The sequence below is a fragment of the Alcanivorax sp. DSM 26293 genome, from assembly GCF_900107995.1.
GTDB lineage: Bacteria > Pseudomonadota > Gammaproteobacteria > Pseudomonadales > Alcanivoracaceae > Alcanivorax.
The window spans coordinates 380,908-395,641 of the sequence record NZ_FNUM01000002.1 but is presented as its reverse complement, the minus strand read 5'-3'; the positions used below and the strand labels follow the sequence as shown (position 1 = coordinate 395,641).

Sequence of the window (14,734 nt, the reverse complement as noted above, 5' to 3'; positions counted from 1 at the left end):
GTGAGCTTTTTTTTGTGCTGAATGGTCTGTTTCGGGGTTACTCGCTATCCATTTCGAAAGGCATGGATACGGTGCTTGCCCCGGCATCGACGTAGGTGATTTCACCGGTAATGCCGGAAGCCAGATCAGAGCACAGGAAAGCGGCTACGTTACCCACTTCCTCGATGGTCACATTGCGACGCAAAGGCGCTTTGGCGGCATTGTAGTCCAGCATGCTGCGAAATTTCTTGATACCGGATGCTGCCAGGGTGCGGATCGGGCCGGCAGAGATGCCGTTCACGCGGATGCCATCCGGGCCCATGCTGGAAGCCAGATACCGGACAGAGGCTTCCAGGCTCGCCTTGGCCAGACCCATCACGTTGTAGTTCGGCACGGTTTGTCGGGCGGCATGATAGGTCAGGGTCAGCAGGGAACCATTGCGGTTGGCCATCATCTGGCGGCCGGCCTTGGCCAGGGCAACGAAGCTGTAGCTGGAAATATCATGGGCGATACGGAAGCCTTCCCGGGTGGCCACGTCGGCAAAGTTGCCATCCAGCTCATTGCCGGGGGCAAAGCCCACCGCATGGATAATGCCATCCAGACCGTCCCACTGCTTGCCCAGGGAGGTGAACACTGCCTCGATTTCTTCATCGCTTGCCACATCGCAGGGGTAGCACAGGGCTTCGCTACTGCCATAGCGTTCGGCCGCTTTCACGACCCGGCTTTTCAGTTTCTCGTTCTGGAAGGTAAAGGCCAGCTCAGCACCCTCGCGATGCATTGCTTCGGCGATACCTGTGGCAATGGAGCGGTCACTGGCGACGCCGACAATCAGGTAGCGTTTGCCTGCTAGAAATCCCATGGTCATCCCTCGTGGTTCTGGTTGTTCCGATTGGTGGCCAACATAACGACTGGGCCAAGTATAGGCAATTAAAGCGGGTTTGACGTCTCTTCACGGGCTGACAAATGCAACGGTGTGTTTCCCGGTGCCTTCTTCAGGCGAAGGCGGCGGACATCAACTTAAGGGTGTAACCGTGTTGCGGCTGGTCGAAAACGGCCTCGGTCTCGCCGTGTTCCACCACTTTGCCATCTTTCATCACCATGACCCGGTGACAGATGGACCGTATGACTTTCAGATCATGGCTGATAAACAGATAGCTGAGATCATGTTTCTTCTGAAGAGACTTCAGTAGCTCGAGAATCTGATATTGCACGCTCCGATCCAGGGCGGAAGTGGGCTCATCCAGAATCAGCAGCTCCGGTTCCATGATCAGGGCCCGGGCGATGGCGATACGCTGTCGCTGGCCACCGGAAAACTCATGGGGGTAACGGCCCTGTGCCGATGCCGGGAGATCCACTTCCTCGAGGATCTGCGCCACCTTCATGTCCCGTTCCTGGCGGGACAGGTTGCTGGCATGTACTGCCAGGCCTTCCGCCACAATCTGGCCCACGGTCATGCGGGGGTTGAGGCTGCCGAACGGGTCCTGAAAGACCACCTGCAGGCGACGGCGCCAGTCACGCATCTGGCGCTGATTCAGGCTATGCAGGTCGTGGCCGTCCATGATGATGCGCCCCTCGCTCCTAATCAGCCTCAGTAGCGCCAGGGCCAGGGTGGACTTGCCCGAACCGGACTCGCCGACAATGCCCAGGGTTTCCCCGCGGCGAAGGTTGAGATCAATACGATCCACGGCATGGAACAGTGGGGCAGGTGAAAAGAGGCTGCGTCGACGTTCCTTGAAGGTCACGGCGATGTCACTGGCATCGAGCAGGAGAGGGGCGTCATCATTCAGCGGGGGCATCTTTCCCCGCGGCTCCGACTCGATCAAATGACGGGTGTAGGCTTCTTTGGGTGACTGGAGCACCTGAGCGGTGGGCCCGGCCTCTACCTTTTTGCCGTTATGCATAACGACAATATCATCGGCAAAACGGCTGACGACGCCCAGGTCATGGCTAATCAGCAGGATGGAGAGTCCCAGCTCATTCTGAAGGCGTTTGATCAGGGTAAGGATGGTTTCCTGAACCGTCACATCCAGTGCCGTGGTGGGCTCGTCGGCAATCAGAATCTGGGGATCGTTGGCCAGCGCCATGGCGATCATGACACGTTGCCGTTGGCCGCCGCTGAGCTGATGCGGGTAGCGCGCCAGCATCTCGTCGGTGGTGGGCAGCTCAACCTGCCCAAGCAGTTCCAGGCAGCGCTCACGGGCTTTCTGCCGACTCATGCCCTGGTGGACGAACAGGCTTTCACTGATCTGCTTTTCCACCGTGTGTAACGGATTCAGCGCGGTCAGCGGTTCCTGGAAAATAGTGCCGATACGGCCCCCACGCAGGGAACGCTTGCGATTCTCGTTGAGACCCAGCAGGTTCTCACCGCCCAACGTCAGCGTCTCGGCTTCCCAGATGGCGCTCTCGGGCAGTAAATCGAGCAAAGACATGGCAGTGAGCGACTTGCCGGAGCCGGATTCTCCTACCAGTGCCAGCATGTGGCCTGGCTCGAGATCCAGTGACATATCATCGACAACCCGCTGTTGCCCAAAGCGGATGGTCAGGCCACGTAAGGTCAGCAAGCTCATTGCAGGAACTTCCTCGTGTCGAAGGCATCCCGGACGGCCTCACCGATGAAGACCAGCAAGGTCAGCATCAGCGTCAGTGTGGCAAACACACTGATACCGATCCACGGAGCATGCAGGTTGGCCTTGCCCTGGCCGACCAGGCGTCCCAGTGAAGGGGCATCGGGTGGCAGCCCGAAACCGATAAAATCCAGGGAGGTGAGGGTGACCACCGCGCTATTGAGAATGAACGGCAAGAAGGTCAGCGTTGCCACCATGGCATTGGGCAGCATATGGCGAAACATGATGACCGGTGTCCCTACGCCCATGGCTTTTGCGGAACGGACATAGTCCATGTTGCGACAGCGAAGAAACTCCGCCCGTACCAGATCGACCAGTGTCATCCAGGAGAACAGCAGCATGATGGCCAGCAGTGTCCAGAAACTGGGAATCAGGAAGCTGGAAATAATGATGATCAGGAAGAGGGTGGGCATGCTTGACCAGATTTCGATGAAACGCTGCCCGAACAGGTCCAGCTTGCCGCCATAGTAACCCTGGATAGCGCCGACAATGATCCCCACGATGCTCGAGAGGATGGTCAGTATCAGCCCGAACAATACCGAAATACGAAACCCGTAGATCAGACCGGCAAGAATATCGCGGCCCTGATCGTCAGTGCCCAGCCAGTTTTCTGAAGAGGGCGGTGCCGGGGCGGGAACGTCCAGGTCGTAATTGATGGTGTTGTAGCTGAAACGAATGGGAGGCCAAAGCATCCATCCCTTGTCGTTGATCAGGTCCTTGACCACCGGATCCCGGTAGTTGGCTTCGGATTCGAAAAAACCGCCGAACGTGGTTTCCGGATAAACCTTTGCCACCGGCACATAGAACTCACCCTCGTAGCTAACCAGTAATGGCTTCTCATTGGCTACCAGCTCGGCGCCCAGGCTGAGGATAAACAGAAACAGAAATAACCACAGGGACCAGTAGCCACGCCGGTTACTGCGGAATGCCTGCCACTGCCGAGCCCACACGGGATTCGACCAGGCTGGCTTGAGGAACGTGGACAGAGGCATCAATGATCCCTCCGCTCGAAATCAATACGCGGGTCCACCCACATATAGGTCAGATCACTGATCAGTTTCATCACCAGACTGAACAGGGTGAAGATGAAGAGGGTGCCGAACACCACCGGGTAATCCCGACTGATCACCGATTCGAACCCCAGCAGTCCGAGACCGTCCAGCGAGAAGATATATTCGATCAGCAGCACACCTGTGAAAAACATGCTGATAAAGGCCGCTGGAAAGCCGGCGATGATGATCAGCATGGCATTGCGAAACACATGGCCGTAAAGCACCTGTTTTTCGGTAAGTCCCTTGGCACGGGCGGTCTGCACATATTGCTTGCGAATCTCGTCCATGAAGGAATTCTTGGTCAGCATGGAGAGGGTGGCAAAGTTGCCGGCGACAATGGCGATGGTGGGGAGGGTAATGTGCCAGAGATAATCGCCCACCTTGCCCAGAAAGCTCAGTTCATCGAAATTATCCGAGGTCAGCCCCCTCAGCGGGAACCACTCGAAGTAGGAGCCGCCCGCGAAGAGGACGATCAGCAACAGGCCGAGCAGGAAGCTGGGAATGGCAAAACCGATGATGATGGCGGTGCTGCTCCACACATCGAAGCGGCTGCCGTCCTTCACTGCCTTGCGGATGCCCAGCGGTATGGATACCAGATAGGCGATCACGGTGCTCCACAGACCGAGAGAAATGGACACCGGCAGACGCTCCAGGATCAGTTCGGTCACCGAGCGATCACGGTAATAGGATTCACCAAAATTGCCGGTGAAGTAATTCTTGATCATTAACCAGAAACGCTCGTGGGCGGGCTTGTCGAAGCCGTACATTTTCTCGATGCGTTCCACCAGCTCAGGGGGCAGACCCTTGGCATTCTGGTAGTTGCCCCCCGTCATGGTGTCGGCGCTGCTGCCGGCAAAACTGCTGCCGGCACCGCCGGTGCCAACCCCCTGGAGTTCGGCCAGTGTCTTTTCAACCGGGCCGCCCGGAGCGGCCTGGATAACGACAAAGTTCAGCAGCAGAATGCCGAACAGGGTCGGCAGCACCAGCAGCAGGCGTTTGCTGATATAGAGTTTCATTTCGCGGTGCTATCCCACCAGGTATCCAGTGAGGTATCGAGTGGGACGTACTTGCCAAACTCCGGGTGTCGCAGCCGCGACTGGTAGGCGATACGGTGCTGATCCGTGTACCAGTTAAGCACACTGTAATAATTCCATTGCAGCACCCGGTCCAGGGCCTGGCAGCTGGTAACCAGTGCCTCCCGGCTCGGAGCGGCAATAATCTTGTCTACCAGAGCGTCAACCACCGGGTTCTGGATGCCGATCAGGTTGCGGCTGTCAGTCTGTTTGGCGGCTTCCGAGCTCCAGTATTCTTTCTGCTCGTTACCCGGGGAGCTGGACTGGCCGATACGGCCCACCACCATATCGAACTCAAAGTGCCGAAGGCGTTCCACGTATTGGGCGGAATCAATGGTAACCACATTGGCCTTGATACCGAGGGCCTTCAGATTGCGGGAGAAGGGCAGCACGATCCGTTCAAACGCGGGGGAACCCAGCATGATTTCAAATTGCACCGGTTTACCATCGGGCGTGTACAGGGTGCCTTCACGAAATTGGTAACCGGCGGCTTTCAGCAGCTCCTGCGCCGTGCGCAGGTTTTCCCGGGGCCTGCCTGAACCGTCGCTTTTCGGGGGTTGATATTCCCGGGTAAAGACTTCTTCCGGGAGTTGGTCGCGGTAGGGTTCGAGCAGGGCCAGCTCGGCTTTGGAGGGAAGTCCGGTGGCTGCCATATCGGAGTTTTCAAAGTAGCTCCGGTTACGCTTGTACTGGCCGTAGAAGAGATTGTTGTTGGACCATTCGAAATCAAAGGCATAGCCGATGGCCTTGCGCAACGTCTTGTCCTGAAAAAGCGGCTTGCGCAGATTGAACAGGAAGCCCTGGGCGCCCCAGGGATTATGATGCGTGACGGATTCGGTCTTGATCTCACCCTTGGCGAACGCGGGTCCCTTGTAGGCGGTGGCCCACAGTTTGGAATTGTTTTCGTGGCGCCAGTCGTAGTTGCCGCTTTTGAAGGCTTCCAGTGCCACGTTGCCTTCCAGATAGTAATCATAGGTGATGGTGCCGAAGTTATTCCGGCCTTTCATTACGGGAAGGTCCCTGGCCCAGTAATCGTCGCGGCGCTGATAAACGATCTGTTTGCCCGGGTCTGCCTTGATAATGCGGTACGGGCCGGACCCCACGGGAATGGCCATGCCGTCCTTGCCGAATTCTTTTTCCTCCCAGATATGCTTGGGAAGAATCGGTAACTGGCCAATGATCAGTGGCAGCTCCTTGTTGACGCTGTCGTTGGCGAAGTGAAAGGTCACGGTAAGCGGGTCCTGCACTTCCACCCGGTCCACTTCCGCATAGTAGTAGCTGTAGAAGGGGCGCCCTTTTTCTAACAGGGTATTGAAGGTCCAGGCCACGTCTTCTGCGCGCACCGGGTGGCCATCCGAGAAAGTGGCCTCTTCGTGCAGGTGGTAGCGGACCCAGCTGCGGTCATCGGGCCATTCGATGGTTTCTGCCAACAGGCCGTACTGGGTGAAAGGTTCATCTTCGCCACGAACGGTCAGTGAATCGTAAAGGTACGAATTGTCGGTGGCGCCCATGCCGGCGGCAGGCCGTCCCTTGGGCACAAAGGGATTGAGCGAGTCAAAGCTGCCGACAACGTGCAGGCGCAGCTCGCCGCCCTTGGGGGCATTCGGGTTGGTGTAGTTGAAGTGGGTAAAATCAGCGGGGTAGAGCGGCTCGCCATGCATGGCGATGGCATGCCCCCTGTGAATCTCGGCATTTGCCAGGCCGGTGCAAACACACAGACCAAGAAACAGCCCACGCAGCATTCGCGTGCGAATGGTGCCGTGAATGGCCATATCGACTCCTTGTTATTGTTTCATCCACCAGGTATCGAGACCCAGGCCATAGGGGATTGGTTCCGGGGGCCTGGCGAACTTGTCCCACCAGGCGATCCTGTGATGGCGGATATGATAGTTCAGTACACCGTAGTGCTGGTAGCGTAAACGACGGTCCAGCGCTTTCAAGGCAAGGGTATAGTCGGCTTCGGTATCAGCCGCCAGCGCACGTTTGACCAGGAAGTCCACCACCGGGTCGGCAATGCCTGCCAGGTTACGGCTGCCGGAAATGTCAGCACTGCTGGACAGGAAATAGTCTTTCAGTTCCGGGCCGGGGTAGTCACGCATGGGAAGCACGAAGAGCACCACGTCGTACTGGAAATTATCCAGTTTTTCCTTGTAGGCCGAGGGGTCGACCTCCCGATAGTCGGCATCGATTCCCAGGCGCTTCAGGTTGCGAAACCAGGGGGCCAGAATGCGGTAGATGCCGGGATTGTGGTAGTTGAGAACCGTAAAACGCAGCGGTTTGCCGGCATCATTCACCAGTCGGTTACCTTGCAGCTGCCAGCCGCTCTCTTTCAGCAAGGCCAGCGCTTCACGCATGCGGTTGCGAATCTGGCCGCTACCATCATTGACCGGAGGGGTAATGTCTGCGGAAAAGTAGTCCGCCGGCAGCGTCTTGCGGAAGTCCTCCAGCAAGGCCTGCTCTTCGGCGCTTGCCGGAATATCGGCAGAGTAGGGGCTATTGGGAAACCAGCTCACCGTGCGTGTGTAGGCATCGGCAAACAGGTTGCGGTTGGACCATTCAAAGTCGAACAACAGGGCGGCAGCTTCACGGACATTGGGGTCGTCAAAGGGGGCCCGCCGAGTGTTGAAGAAGAAGGCCTGCACCGGTCGAGGCACGCTGTGGGGAATTTCCGCCCGTTTCACTCTGCCATCCTTCATGGCCGCAAAGTCGAAGGCAGTGGACCAGCGTTTTGAGCTGTAGGTGTAGTGAAGGTCATAGGCACCGGATTTGAAGGCTTCGAATCCCACATCCGCATCCCGATAGAATTCGAATACCACTTGGTCAAAGTTGTACCGTCCCCGGTTCACCGGCAGGTCTTTGGCCCAGTAATCCGCCACCCTCTGGAATGTGACCTGCTTGCCGCCCTGAACGTCGGCAACCCGGTAGGGCCCACTGCTCACCGGCGCTTCCAGGGTAGACCGTTCAAAATCATGGGTCTGCCAATAATGGCGGGGCAGGATCGGGATGGCTCCCACCAGCAGAGGCAGGTCGCGGCGGCCCTCGGTAAAGGTGAACCTGACCGTGCGTTCGTCCAAGGCTTCAACGCTGTCCACATCCGCCAGGCGAAGACTGTATTCGGGGTGACCCTTTTCGCGCAGGATATTGAAGGTGAATACCACATCGTCAGCACGGATCGGCTCACCATCATGGAAACGGGCCTGGTCACGGAGGCGGAATACGCACCAGCTCCGGTCCTCGGGGTATTCCAGCCACTCAGCGATCAGACCGTAGGCGGCACCGGCTTCATCGCCCAGGGGGTTATGTGGCTGGCTGCCCATCAGCAGGCTGTCCGCCAATTCGGTCACCCCGTACATCTGCATGCCGGGGGTGTCAGCAGGGCTGCGACCCTTGAGGATATAGGGATTGAGGCTGTCGAAGGTGCCGTTGCCGAACAGGGTGATGGAGCCCCCTTTCGGGGCGTCGGGATTCACGTAGTCGAAATGGCTGAAATCGGCGGGATACTTCAGGTCCCCGAAGGGATGATAGCCGTGGCTGCGGGTTACCTCGGCGTGGCAGACCACGCCGAGGAACAGGGCCACAAGGGCAAGGAAGGGTCTAGAACGTTTTGCGAATATCAACGTAGAGTGTCAGCCGTTGCCCGGGTTGAATGTAACGATTGCTGGCAACGCGGTCGTTCCAGCTCTTGATGTCATTGACCGATACATTAAAACGGTCTGCGATGGCATACAAGGAGTCACCATTGCGAACAGCGTAGCGCAGCTTGCGGACCATCTTGTCGTTTTCCGGTGGAACGGCGCTGGCGGCCTGGCGGGATTCGCTCCACACAGCCAGGGACTGGCCGATACGCAAGCTGTCGCCGGGAGCCATGTTGTTCCACTTGGCCAGCTCTTTTACGCCCACGTTATAACGTCTGGAGATATCCCAGAGTGTATCCCCGGACTGTACCGTGTAATTGATCCGTTGCCGGCCTTTGCGCTCCCGGGACTGGTTGGCAGTCAAGCGCGCCTCTTCACTCAGGCTGTAGTCGTCATCACCGGAAGAGGGGCCCGGAATCAGCAAGGTTCGCCCGGCGATGATGGTGTTGCCGTTGAGTTTGTTGATGCTGCGCAGTACCTGGGGGGTGGTGCGGTGTTTGCGGGCAATGGCGCCCAGGTTGTCACCGGGACGAATTTCATAGCGAGCCCAGCGCATACGCTGATCTTTCGGTAATTCGGCCAGGCCAGCCAAAAAGCGTTCCTCCCGGTCTGCCGGGACCAGAAGCCGGTGAGGGCCATCCGGGGAGGTGGCCCAACGATTGTAGGCCGGATTCAGCAGGTAGAGTTCTTCCACGGAAATATCAGCCAGTCGCGCAGCCTGAGCCAGATCAATCTGGCCGCCCGTATCCACGGTACTGAAGTAGGCCTCGTTGCGGATCGGGTGCAGGGTCACGCCGTAGCTGTCCGGGTCCTGAACGATCTGGGCAATGGCCAGAAGCTTGGGAACGTAGGCGGTGGTTTCCCGTGGCAGGCTCAGGTTCCAGAAATCCGTTGGTTTGCCGGCTTCTTCGTTGCGGCGAATGGCCCTGGATACCGTACCGCCGCCGGCATTGTAGGAGGCCAGCGCCAGCAACCAGTCACCCTCAAATCGGTCGGACAGCTGCTGAAGGTAATCCAGTGCGGCATTGGTGGACTTGAGAATGTCCCGTCGCTGGTCCTGCCACCAGGTACGCTTCATGCCGAAATAGTCGCCAGTGGAAGGAATAAACTGCCAGGGCCCGGCGGCACGACCATGGGAATAGGCGAAGGGGTCGAAAGCGCTTTCCACGATAGGCAGTAATGCCAGCTCGAGAGGCATATCGCGGGCTTCGGCTTGCTCGATGATGTAATGCAGGTAGCGTTCGGAGCGGGTGGTGACGCGGGTGAAATACTGCGGGTGGCGGGCGTACCAGTCTCGTTGTACGCGGATACGATCGTTTTCTATCGACAGATCAAGGCCATAACCCTGTCGAAGCCTAACCCATATATCATTGTTTTCCTGCGTTTTTTCCTTTTTTCTCTCCAGAGGAGAGGGTTCTGTCATGCCGTTGGCGAGATTGACATCGTCCACCGAAGGCTCGGCGGCTGGCATGGGCGGGAGTTCATCCAGTGACTGTTTCGAGGCACAACCACTGAGGACTCCCAGGCCCACACAAAGGGCGAGAGTAATAATTCTTTTCATAAATATAACGACAGCAAAATGTTTCAATCATTCTAGGGGCAGGGTAAGGGGCGCCACAAGCCGTGTCGGTCAAAAGTTGTCTTTCCAGCGACGCAAGGTGGCAAAACACTGCATATCACTGTTGCCAGCCCCGGGTTCCCATGCCTCACAGGCATGCTTGAGGGCCGGTTCATGGGCACGCAGGAAAGGGTTGCTGCGTGCCTCTTCGGCAAGCGTCGATGGCAGGGTGATTTGCCCGGCGTCACGGGCCTCTTTTACGGCCTCAAGCCGTTGGGTCACTGCCGTGTCATCCGGCGTCACTGCGGCTGCAAAGGTGAGGTTGGCGAGGGTGTATTCGTGGGTGCAGTACACCAGGGTGGAGGCGGGCAGGCTGGCCAGACGTTGCAGTGAGTCATACATCTGCTCTGGAGTGCCCTCGAAAAGGCGTCCACATCCCCCGGCGAACAGGGTGTCGCCGCAAAAAAGCCAGTTCAGTTCAGCATTGTGGAAGGCGATATGTCCAAGGGTATGGCCGGGGACTTCCATGACTCTCAAGCTGATGTCGAGTCCGGCGGGTTGAATGACATCGCCTTCAGCCAGGGGGTGGGTCATTGCGGGGATGGTTTCCCTGGCAGGCCCATACACGGGGATCTCCCGTTGCTTGAGCAGAGCCGGAATGCCGCCCACATGGTCCGGGTGATGATGGGTAATCAGAATACTGGTGAGTTGCAGACCGTTTTCCTGCAGGAACTGCTCCACCGGTTCTGCATCGCCAGGGTCCACGACCACGCAGCGGTCTTCCTGGCGAATGGCCCAGATGTAATTGTCTCTGAATGCGGGGATGGCAGTAGGGCTGGGCAACATGTCGTGCTACGCTCCTGATAAAACGGCAATCTTTTGTGGGAGTCATTGTCCGTCATGCAGCTGCCTCCACTCAACCGTATTTCCTATAACGCCTCTTCCCCGGAGCTGGGGCGCAATTTTGATAACTGGCTGGACAGTGAGCCCGGTCAGGCCTTGCTTGCAGCGGAGCGTGAAATGCTCGGTGAATGGTTGCGCAGTCAGGCGGGCCAGCGAGCGGTCGCCCTGTACAGCGGCACGGGGAGAGATTTGCTGGCGGAAAGCCCGCTGCCCTGGCAAACCAGTATTTCCACAGAGGGCTTTGGCGGCACCCGGGTTCAGGCCCGTCTGGAGTTGTTACCCTTGGCGAAGGCCAGTGTGGATCTACTTCTGCTGCATCATGTCATGGATTTCAGCCAGGACCCCCATCAGGTGCTACGAGAAGCAACGCGCAGTATCGCCCCGGGTGGCAAGGTGGCCATCATCGGCTTCCATCCGGTCAGCTTGATGGGGCTGGCACGCTGGTTTTTCTGGCGGAAACGGCCGGGCTGGTCCGGGCGGTTTTATCGCCCCAATCGTCTTACCGACTGGTTGCAGGTATTGGGATTTGAGGTCGATGGCATGGCCAGCGGCTTCTATACTATGCCGCTTTCCGGTCGCGGCCGTGAGCGTCTGCGGCTGCTGGAATGGTTGGGTAGCCTGCTTTGGCCTCGCCATGGCAATACCTATCTGCTGGTTGCCCGCAAGCGGGCCGGTATGGCCAAGTTATTGCCCAACCGGCAAAAAAGGGTGCCGCGAAATACCGTTGTCCCGGTACCGGTTGCCCGCTGGGGGCAGCAAAACAAGGAGTCCTGATTCATTGAAGCAAGTGATGATATTTACCGACGGCGCCTGCCGCGGCAATCCCGGCCCCGGTGGCTGGGGCGCCGTGCTGCGTTATGGCAGTACCGAAAAGACCCTTTCCGGTGGGGAGCCTGATACCACCAACAACCGGATGGAACTGATGGCGGCGATCATGGCCCTGGAGGCCCTGACGCAGCCCTGTCAGGTGGTGCTGACCACCGATTCCCGCTATGTCATGGATGGCATCACGCAGTGGATGGCCAACTGGAAAAAGCGGGGCTGGAAAACGGCGTCGAAACAGCCGGTAAAGAATGCGGATTTATGGCGGCGTCTGGATGCGGCCTGCAGCAAGCACACCATTGAATGGCAATGGGTGAAGGGGCACAGCGGTCACCCCGAGAATGAAAAAGCCGATGCGCTTGCCAATCGTGGCATCGATGAACTTCTCCAGAAAAAAGGAATGCCAAGCTGATGCGTCAGGTAGTACTGGATACGGAAACCACGGGTCTTGAACCCAACGATGGCCACCGGGTGATCGAAATTGGCTGTGTGGAAGTGGTCAACAGACGTCTGACAGGCAATAGCCTGCATTTGTATCTCAATCCCCAGCGAGAGATTGATGAGGGCGCCCTGGCGGTCCACGGGATCAGCACCGAGTTTCTCGCAGACAAGCCGACGTTCGACAAGGTGGTGGATGAGTTTCTGGCCTTTGTGGACGGTTCGGAACTGGTGATCCATAACGCGCCGTTCGATGTGGGCTTCCTGAACCATGAATTACGTCGCCTGGGCAGCCGTTATGGCACCATCGAGCAACGCTGTGGTGTCCTCGATACCCTGGTGATGGCACGCCAGAAACACCCTGGCCAGAAAAACAACCTGGATGCGCTGTGCCGCCGCTATGGGGTCGAGAACAGCCATCGTGAGCTGCACGGCGCCTTGCTGGATGCGGAGATTCTCGCCGATGTGTACCTGGCCATGACCGGCGGGCAGACCCGCTTGTCACTGGATGGTAGTGACGGTGCCAGCCAGGGCGGGGAAATGGCTGCTGAGGCGATTCGCCGCCTGGATGGTCAACGCCCCGGGCTGAAGGTTGTACGAGCCTCTGACCAGGAGCTGCAACGGCATCGCGACAAGCTGGCCGCCATTGCCGACAGCAATGGTGAAACCACGTTGTGGGACCGCCAGAAGGAAGAAAGCCCGCTTCATTAAGCGGGCTTTCCGGGGTCAGTGGCTCTTGTTCGGTGACAGCTGGAACTCGCTCACATCGTGGTGTTCGATCCACTCATTCTCGTAAAGGTAATCCGTGGCCGGCCCCAGTGCCATCATGGACATCAGTAAGCCGGTAATCGACATGACGATGGTATAGGGCAGGGCCATGACCACCATTCGTCCGTAAGAGAGCCGCACAAGGGGAGCCAGTGCCGAGGTGAGCAGGAACAGGAACGCGGCCTGGCCATTGGGGGTGGCCACCGAAGGAATGTTGGTGCCGGTGTTGATTGCCACCGCCAGCAGGTCAAAAGTGTCCCGGTCGATCTCGCCTTTCAACAGTGCCTGGCCAACCTCATCCACATAGACCGTGGCCACAAAAACGTTGTCGGAAACCGCCGAAAGCACCCCGTTCGCCACATAGAATGCCGGCCCCTGGATCTGCTTCTCCAGACTCAGCACATACTCAATGACCGGGGCAAAGAGCTGTTGGTCTGCAATAACCGCCACCACGGCGAAAAAGACCGTCAGCAGGGCGGTGAAGGGGAGGGCCTCCTCAAAAGCGGCGCCGAGTCGGTGTTCCTCAATGATGCCGGTAAACGAGGTAGCGAGAATAATCACCGTCAGGCCCACCAGCCCCACTGAGGCGGCGTGGGTGGCCAGGCCGACCACCAGCCACACAGCGGTGAGCGCCTGTATGACCAGCGCAGCCCGATTTTGTACGGTGCGTTTGCGGTCCTGCTCCAGCGCGTACTGGCGCATAATGCCGCGCACCTTTTCCGGAATGTCCTCGCCGTAGCCGAAGCTGCCGCTGATTTCCAGGAAGACACAGGTCAGCAGGCCCATTACCAGGACAGGCAGGGTAATCGGCGCCATGCGCAGGAAAAACTCACCAAATTCCCAGCCGGCCTTGTTGGCGATAAGCAGGTTCTGGGGTTCGCCGACCAGGGTGCAGACTCCACCAAGGGCAGTGCCTACTGCGGCATGCATCAGCAGGCTGCGCAGGAAGGCCCGGAAGCGGCGCAGGTCTTCCCGGTGCAGGTCTTCGACGCTGGTATCGTCGCCATGATCATGCTTCTGCTGAAAGGTCTTGCCGGAAGCCACTTTGTGGTAGATCCCGTAGAAGCCGGTACACACCGCGATGACCACGGCGGTGACGGTGAGCGCATCCAGAAACGCGGAGAGGACGGCCGCCGCGACACAGAACAGCAGGCTCAGGCGAACCTTGGACTTCACCCCCAGAAGGATGCGAGTAAAGAGGAACAGAAGCAGATCCTTGAGGAAGAAAATCCCCGCCACCATGAAAATCAGCAGCAGCATGACTTCCAGGTTGCTTTCTACCTTGTGCAACACGGTCTCAGCGGAAGTCAGCCCGATCAGCACGGCCTCAATGGCAAGCAGCCCGCCCGGCTGGAGCGGGTAGCACTTGAGGGCCATGGCCAGGGTGAAGATAAACTCGGCCAGCAGCAGCCAGCCAGCGACAACGGGGCCCAGTGTCAGAAAAATCAGCGGATTGACGGCCAGAAAGGCAATGATGGTGTATTTGTACCAGGCAGGGGCTTGCCCAAGGAAATTGTGCAGAAAGGCACGGCCAAGCGTGGCGGACATGGCGAAATCCTGTGCGAGGGATGAACGGAGTCGAGGCGGCGGCAATCATACGGATTTGCTGTGCCCCGGTACAGTGCAGAAAGGCAAGAAGTGGCCAGGACCATGGTCGGGATTGACAGGGTTATGGCGGGATTCGGGTTAGGGGCCGATTAAGTGCCGTTTCCAGAGTGTGGCCAGGTTAACAAATAGCCAATAAATCAGTTGCTTACAAATGAAAGTTGACGCATTGTTTGATGACGTGCAAAAGTTGATGCGCCTTTCGCGGTGGGTGTCGAAAGTGGGCTTCAGGCCTTTTCGACCCGCCTTATTGGTAGATTCTGCCCACGCTGAACAG

At 58.1% G+C, this 14,734-nt stretch carries 12 protein-coding genes; 3 read left to right on the top strand and 9 right to left on the bottom strand.

The window, feature by feature from the left end:
- Positions 1 to 37 precede the first annotated feature (37 nt).
- The 8 genes from C4S63_RS05365 to gloB all read right to left on the bottom strand — a co-directional run bounded on the left by C4S63_RS05365 (position 38) and on the right by gloB (position 10,767).
- Positions 38 to 838, bottom strand: coding sequence for an enoyl-ACP reductase (locus C4S63_RS05365; RefSeq protein ID WP_062816334.1), 801 nt, complete (start codon positions 836 to 838; stop codon positions 38 to 40).
- A 133-nt stretch (positions 839 to 971) separates the two neighbouring features.
- Positions 972 to 2,546, bottom strand: a complete 1,575-nt coding sequence (locus C4S63_RS05360; protein WP_103916935.1) for an ABC transporter ATP-binding protein — start codon at positions 2,544 to 2,546, stop codon at positions 972 to 974.
- Complete coding sequence (locus tag C4S63_RS05355) at positions 2,543 to 3,595, bottom strand: ABC transporter permease (protein ID WP_063508541.1); 1,053 nt, start codon at positions 3,593 to 3,595, stop codon at positions 2,543 to 2,545. The genes C4S63_RS05360 and C4S63_RS05355 overlap by 4 nt, the downstream gene beginning before the upstream one ends.
- Complete coding sequence (locus tag C4S63_RS05350; RefSeq protein ID WP_103916934.1) at positions 3,595 to 4,671, bottom strand: microcin C ABC transporter permease YejB; 1,077 nt, start codon at positions 4,669 to 4,671, stop codon at positions 3,595 to 3,597. The genes C4S63_RS05355 and C4S63_RS05350 overlap by 1 nt, the downstream gene beginning before the upstream one ends.
- Positions 4,668 to 6,500: an extracellular solute-binding protein gene (locus C4S63_RS05345; protein ID WP_103916933.1), complete on the bottom strand. Its 1,833-nt coding sequence runs from the start codon at positions 6,498 to 6,500 to the stop codon at positions 4,668 to 4,670. The genes C4S63_RS05350 and C4S63_RS05345 overlap by 4 nt, the downstream gene beginning before the upstream one ends.
- Before the next feature lie 12 nt (positions 6,501 to 6,512).
- Positions 6,513 to 8,306, bottom strand: a complete 1,794-nt coding sequence (locus C4S63_RS05340; RefSeq protein ID WP_234999942.1) for an extracellular solute-binding protein — start codon at positions 8,304 to 8,306, stop codon at positions 6,513 to 6,515.
- Between the two features lie 16 nt (positions 8,307 to 8,322).
- Positions 8,323 to 9,924: a LysM peptidoglycan-binding domain-containing protein gene (locus C4S63_RS05335; RefSeq protein ID WP_103916931.1), complete on the bottom strand. Its 1,602-nt coding sequence runs from the start codon at positions 9,922 to 9,924 to the stop codon at positions 8,323 to 8,325.
- A 69-nt stretch (positions 9,925 to 9,993) separates the two neighbouring features.
- Positions 9,994 to 10,767, bottom strand: coding sequence for a hydroxyacylglutathione hydrolase (gloB, locus tag C4S63_RS05330; protein ID WP_103916930.1), 774 nt, complete (start codon positions 10,765 to 10,767; stop codon positions 9,994 to 9,996).
- Between the two features lie 54 nt (positions 10,768 to 10,821).
- Here gloB and C4S63_RS05325 point away from each other — a divergent pair, with 54 nt between their 5' ends.
- From C4S63_RS05325 to dnaQ, 3 genes are read left to right on the top strand one after another with little or no spacing between them, the layout of a single operon-like run.
- Positions 10,822 to 11,598, top strand: a complete 777-nt coding sequence (locus C4S63_RS05325) for a class I SAM-dependent methyltransferase (RefSeq protein ID WP_062816111.1) — start codon at positions 10,822 to 10,824, stop codon at positions 11,596 to 11,598.
- Between the two features lie 4 nt (positions 11,599 to 11,602).
- On the top strand, positions 11,603 to 12,058 hold the full coding sequence (rnhA, locus tag C4S63_RS05320; protein ID WP_103916929.1) for a ribonuclease HI: 456 nt from the start codon (positions 11,603 to 11,605) through the stop codon (positions 12,056 to 12,058).
- A complete protein-coding gene (gene dnaQ, locus C4S63_RS05315) occupies positions 12,058 to 12,795 on the top strand; it encodes a DNA polymerase III subunit epsilon (RefSeq protein ID WP_062816109.1) in 738 nt (245 codons plus the stop codon). Before rnhA ends, dnaQ begins: the two co-directional genes overlap by 1 nt.
- A gap of 15 nt (positions 12,796 to 12,810) precedes the next feature.
- Here dnaQ and nhaB read toward each other — a convergent pair whose 3' ends face one another.
- Positions 12,811 to 14,400: a sodium/proton antiporter NhaB gene (gene nhaB / locus C4S63_RS05310; protein WP_062816108.1), complete on the bottom strand. Its 1,590-nt coding sequence runs from the start codon at positions 14,398 to 14,400 to the stop codon at positions 12,811 to 12,813.
- Positions 14,401 to 14,734: the final 334 nt, after the last annotated feature.

Bases quoted from the DNA above. Each gene is read 5' to 3' on its own strand.
- C4S63_RS05345 (WP_103916933.1), bottom strand. From the start codon at position 6,500: ATGGCCATTCACGGCACCATTCGCACGCGAATGCTGCGTGGGCTGTTT.
- C4S63_RS05335 (WP_103916931.1), bottom strand. From the start codon at position 9,924: ATGAAAAGAATTATTACTCTCGCCCTTTGTGTGGGCCTGGGAGTCCTC.
- C4S63_RS05325 (WP_062816111.1), top strand. From the start codon at position 10,822: ATGCAGCTGCCTCCACTCAACCGTATTTCCTATAACGCCTCTTCCCCG.
- gloB (WP_103916930.1), bottom strand. From the start codon at position 10,767: ATGTTGCCCAGCCCTACTGCCATCCCCGCATTCAGAGACAATTACATC.
- C4S63_RS05350 (WP_103916934.1), bottom strand. From the start codon at position 4,671: ATGAAACTCTATATCAGCAAACGCCTGCTGCTGGTGCTGCCGACCCTG.
- nhaB (WP_062816108.1), bottom strand. From the start codon at position 14,400: ATGTCCGCCACGCTTGGCCGTGCCTTTCTGCACAATTTCCTTGGGCAA.
- C4S63_RS05360 (WP_103916935.1), bottom strand. From the start codon at position 2,546: ATGAGCTTGCTGACCTTACGTGGCCTGACCATCCGCTTTGGGCAACAG.
- C4S63_RS05365 (WP_062816334.1), bottom strand. From the start codon at position 838: ATGGGATTTCTAGCAGGCAAACGCTACCTGATTGTCGGCGTCGCCAGT.
- dnaQ (WP_062816109.1), top strand. From the start codon at position 12,058: ATGCGTCAGGTAGTACTGGATACGGAAACCACGGGTCTTGAACCCAAC.
- C4S63_RS05355 (WP_063508541.1), bottom strand. From the start codon at position 3,595: ATGCCTCTGTCCACGTTCCTCAAGCCAGCCTGGTCGAATCCCGTGTGG.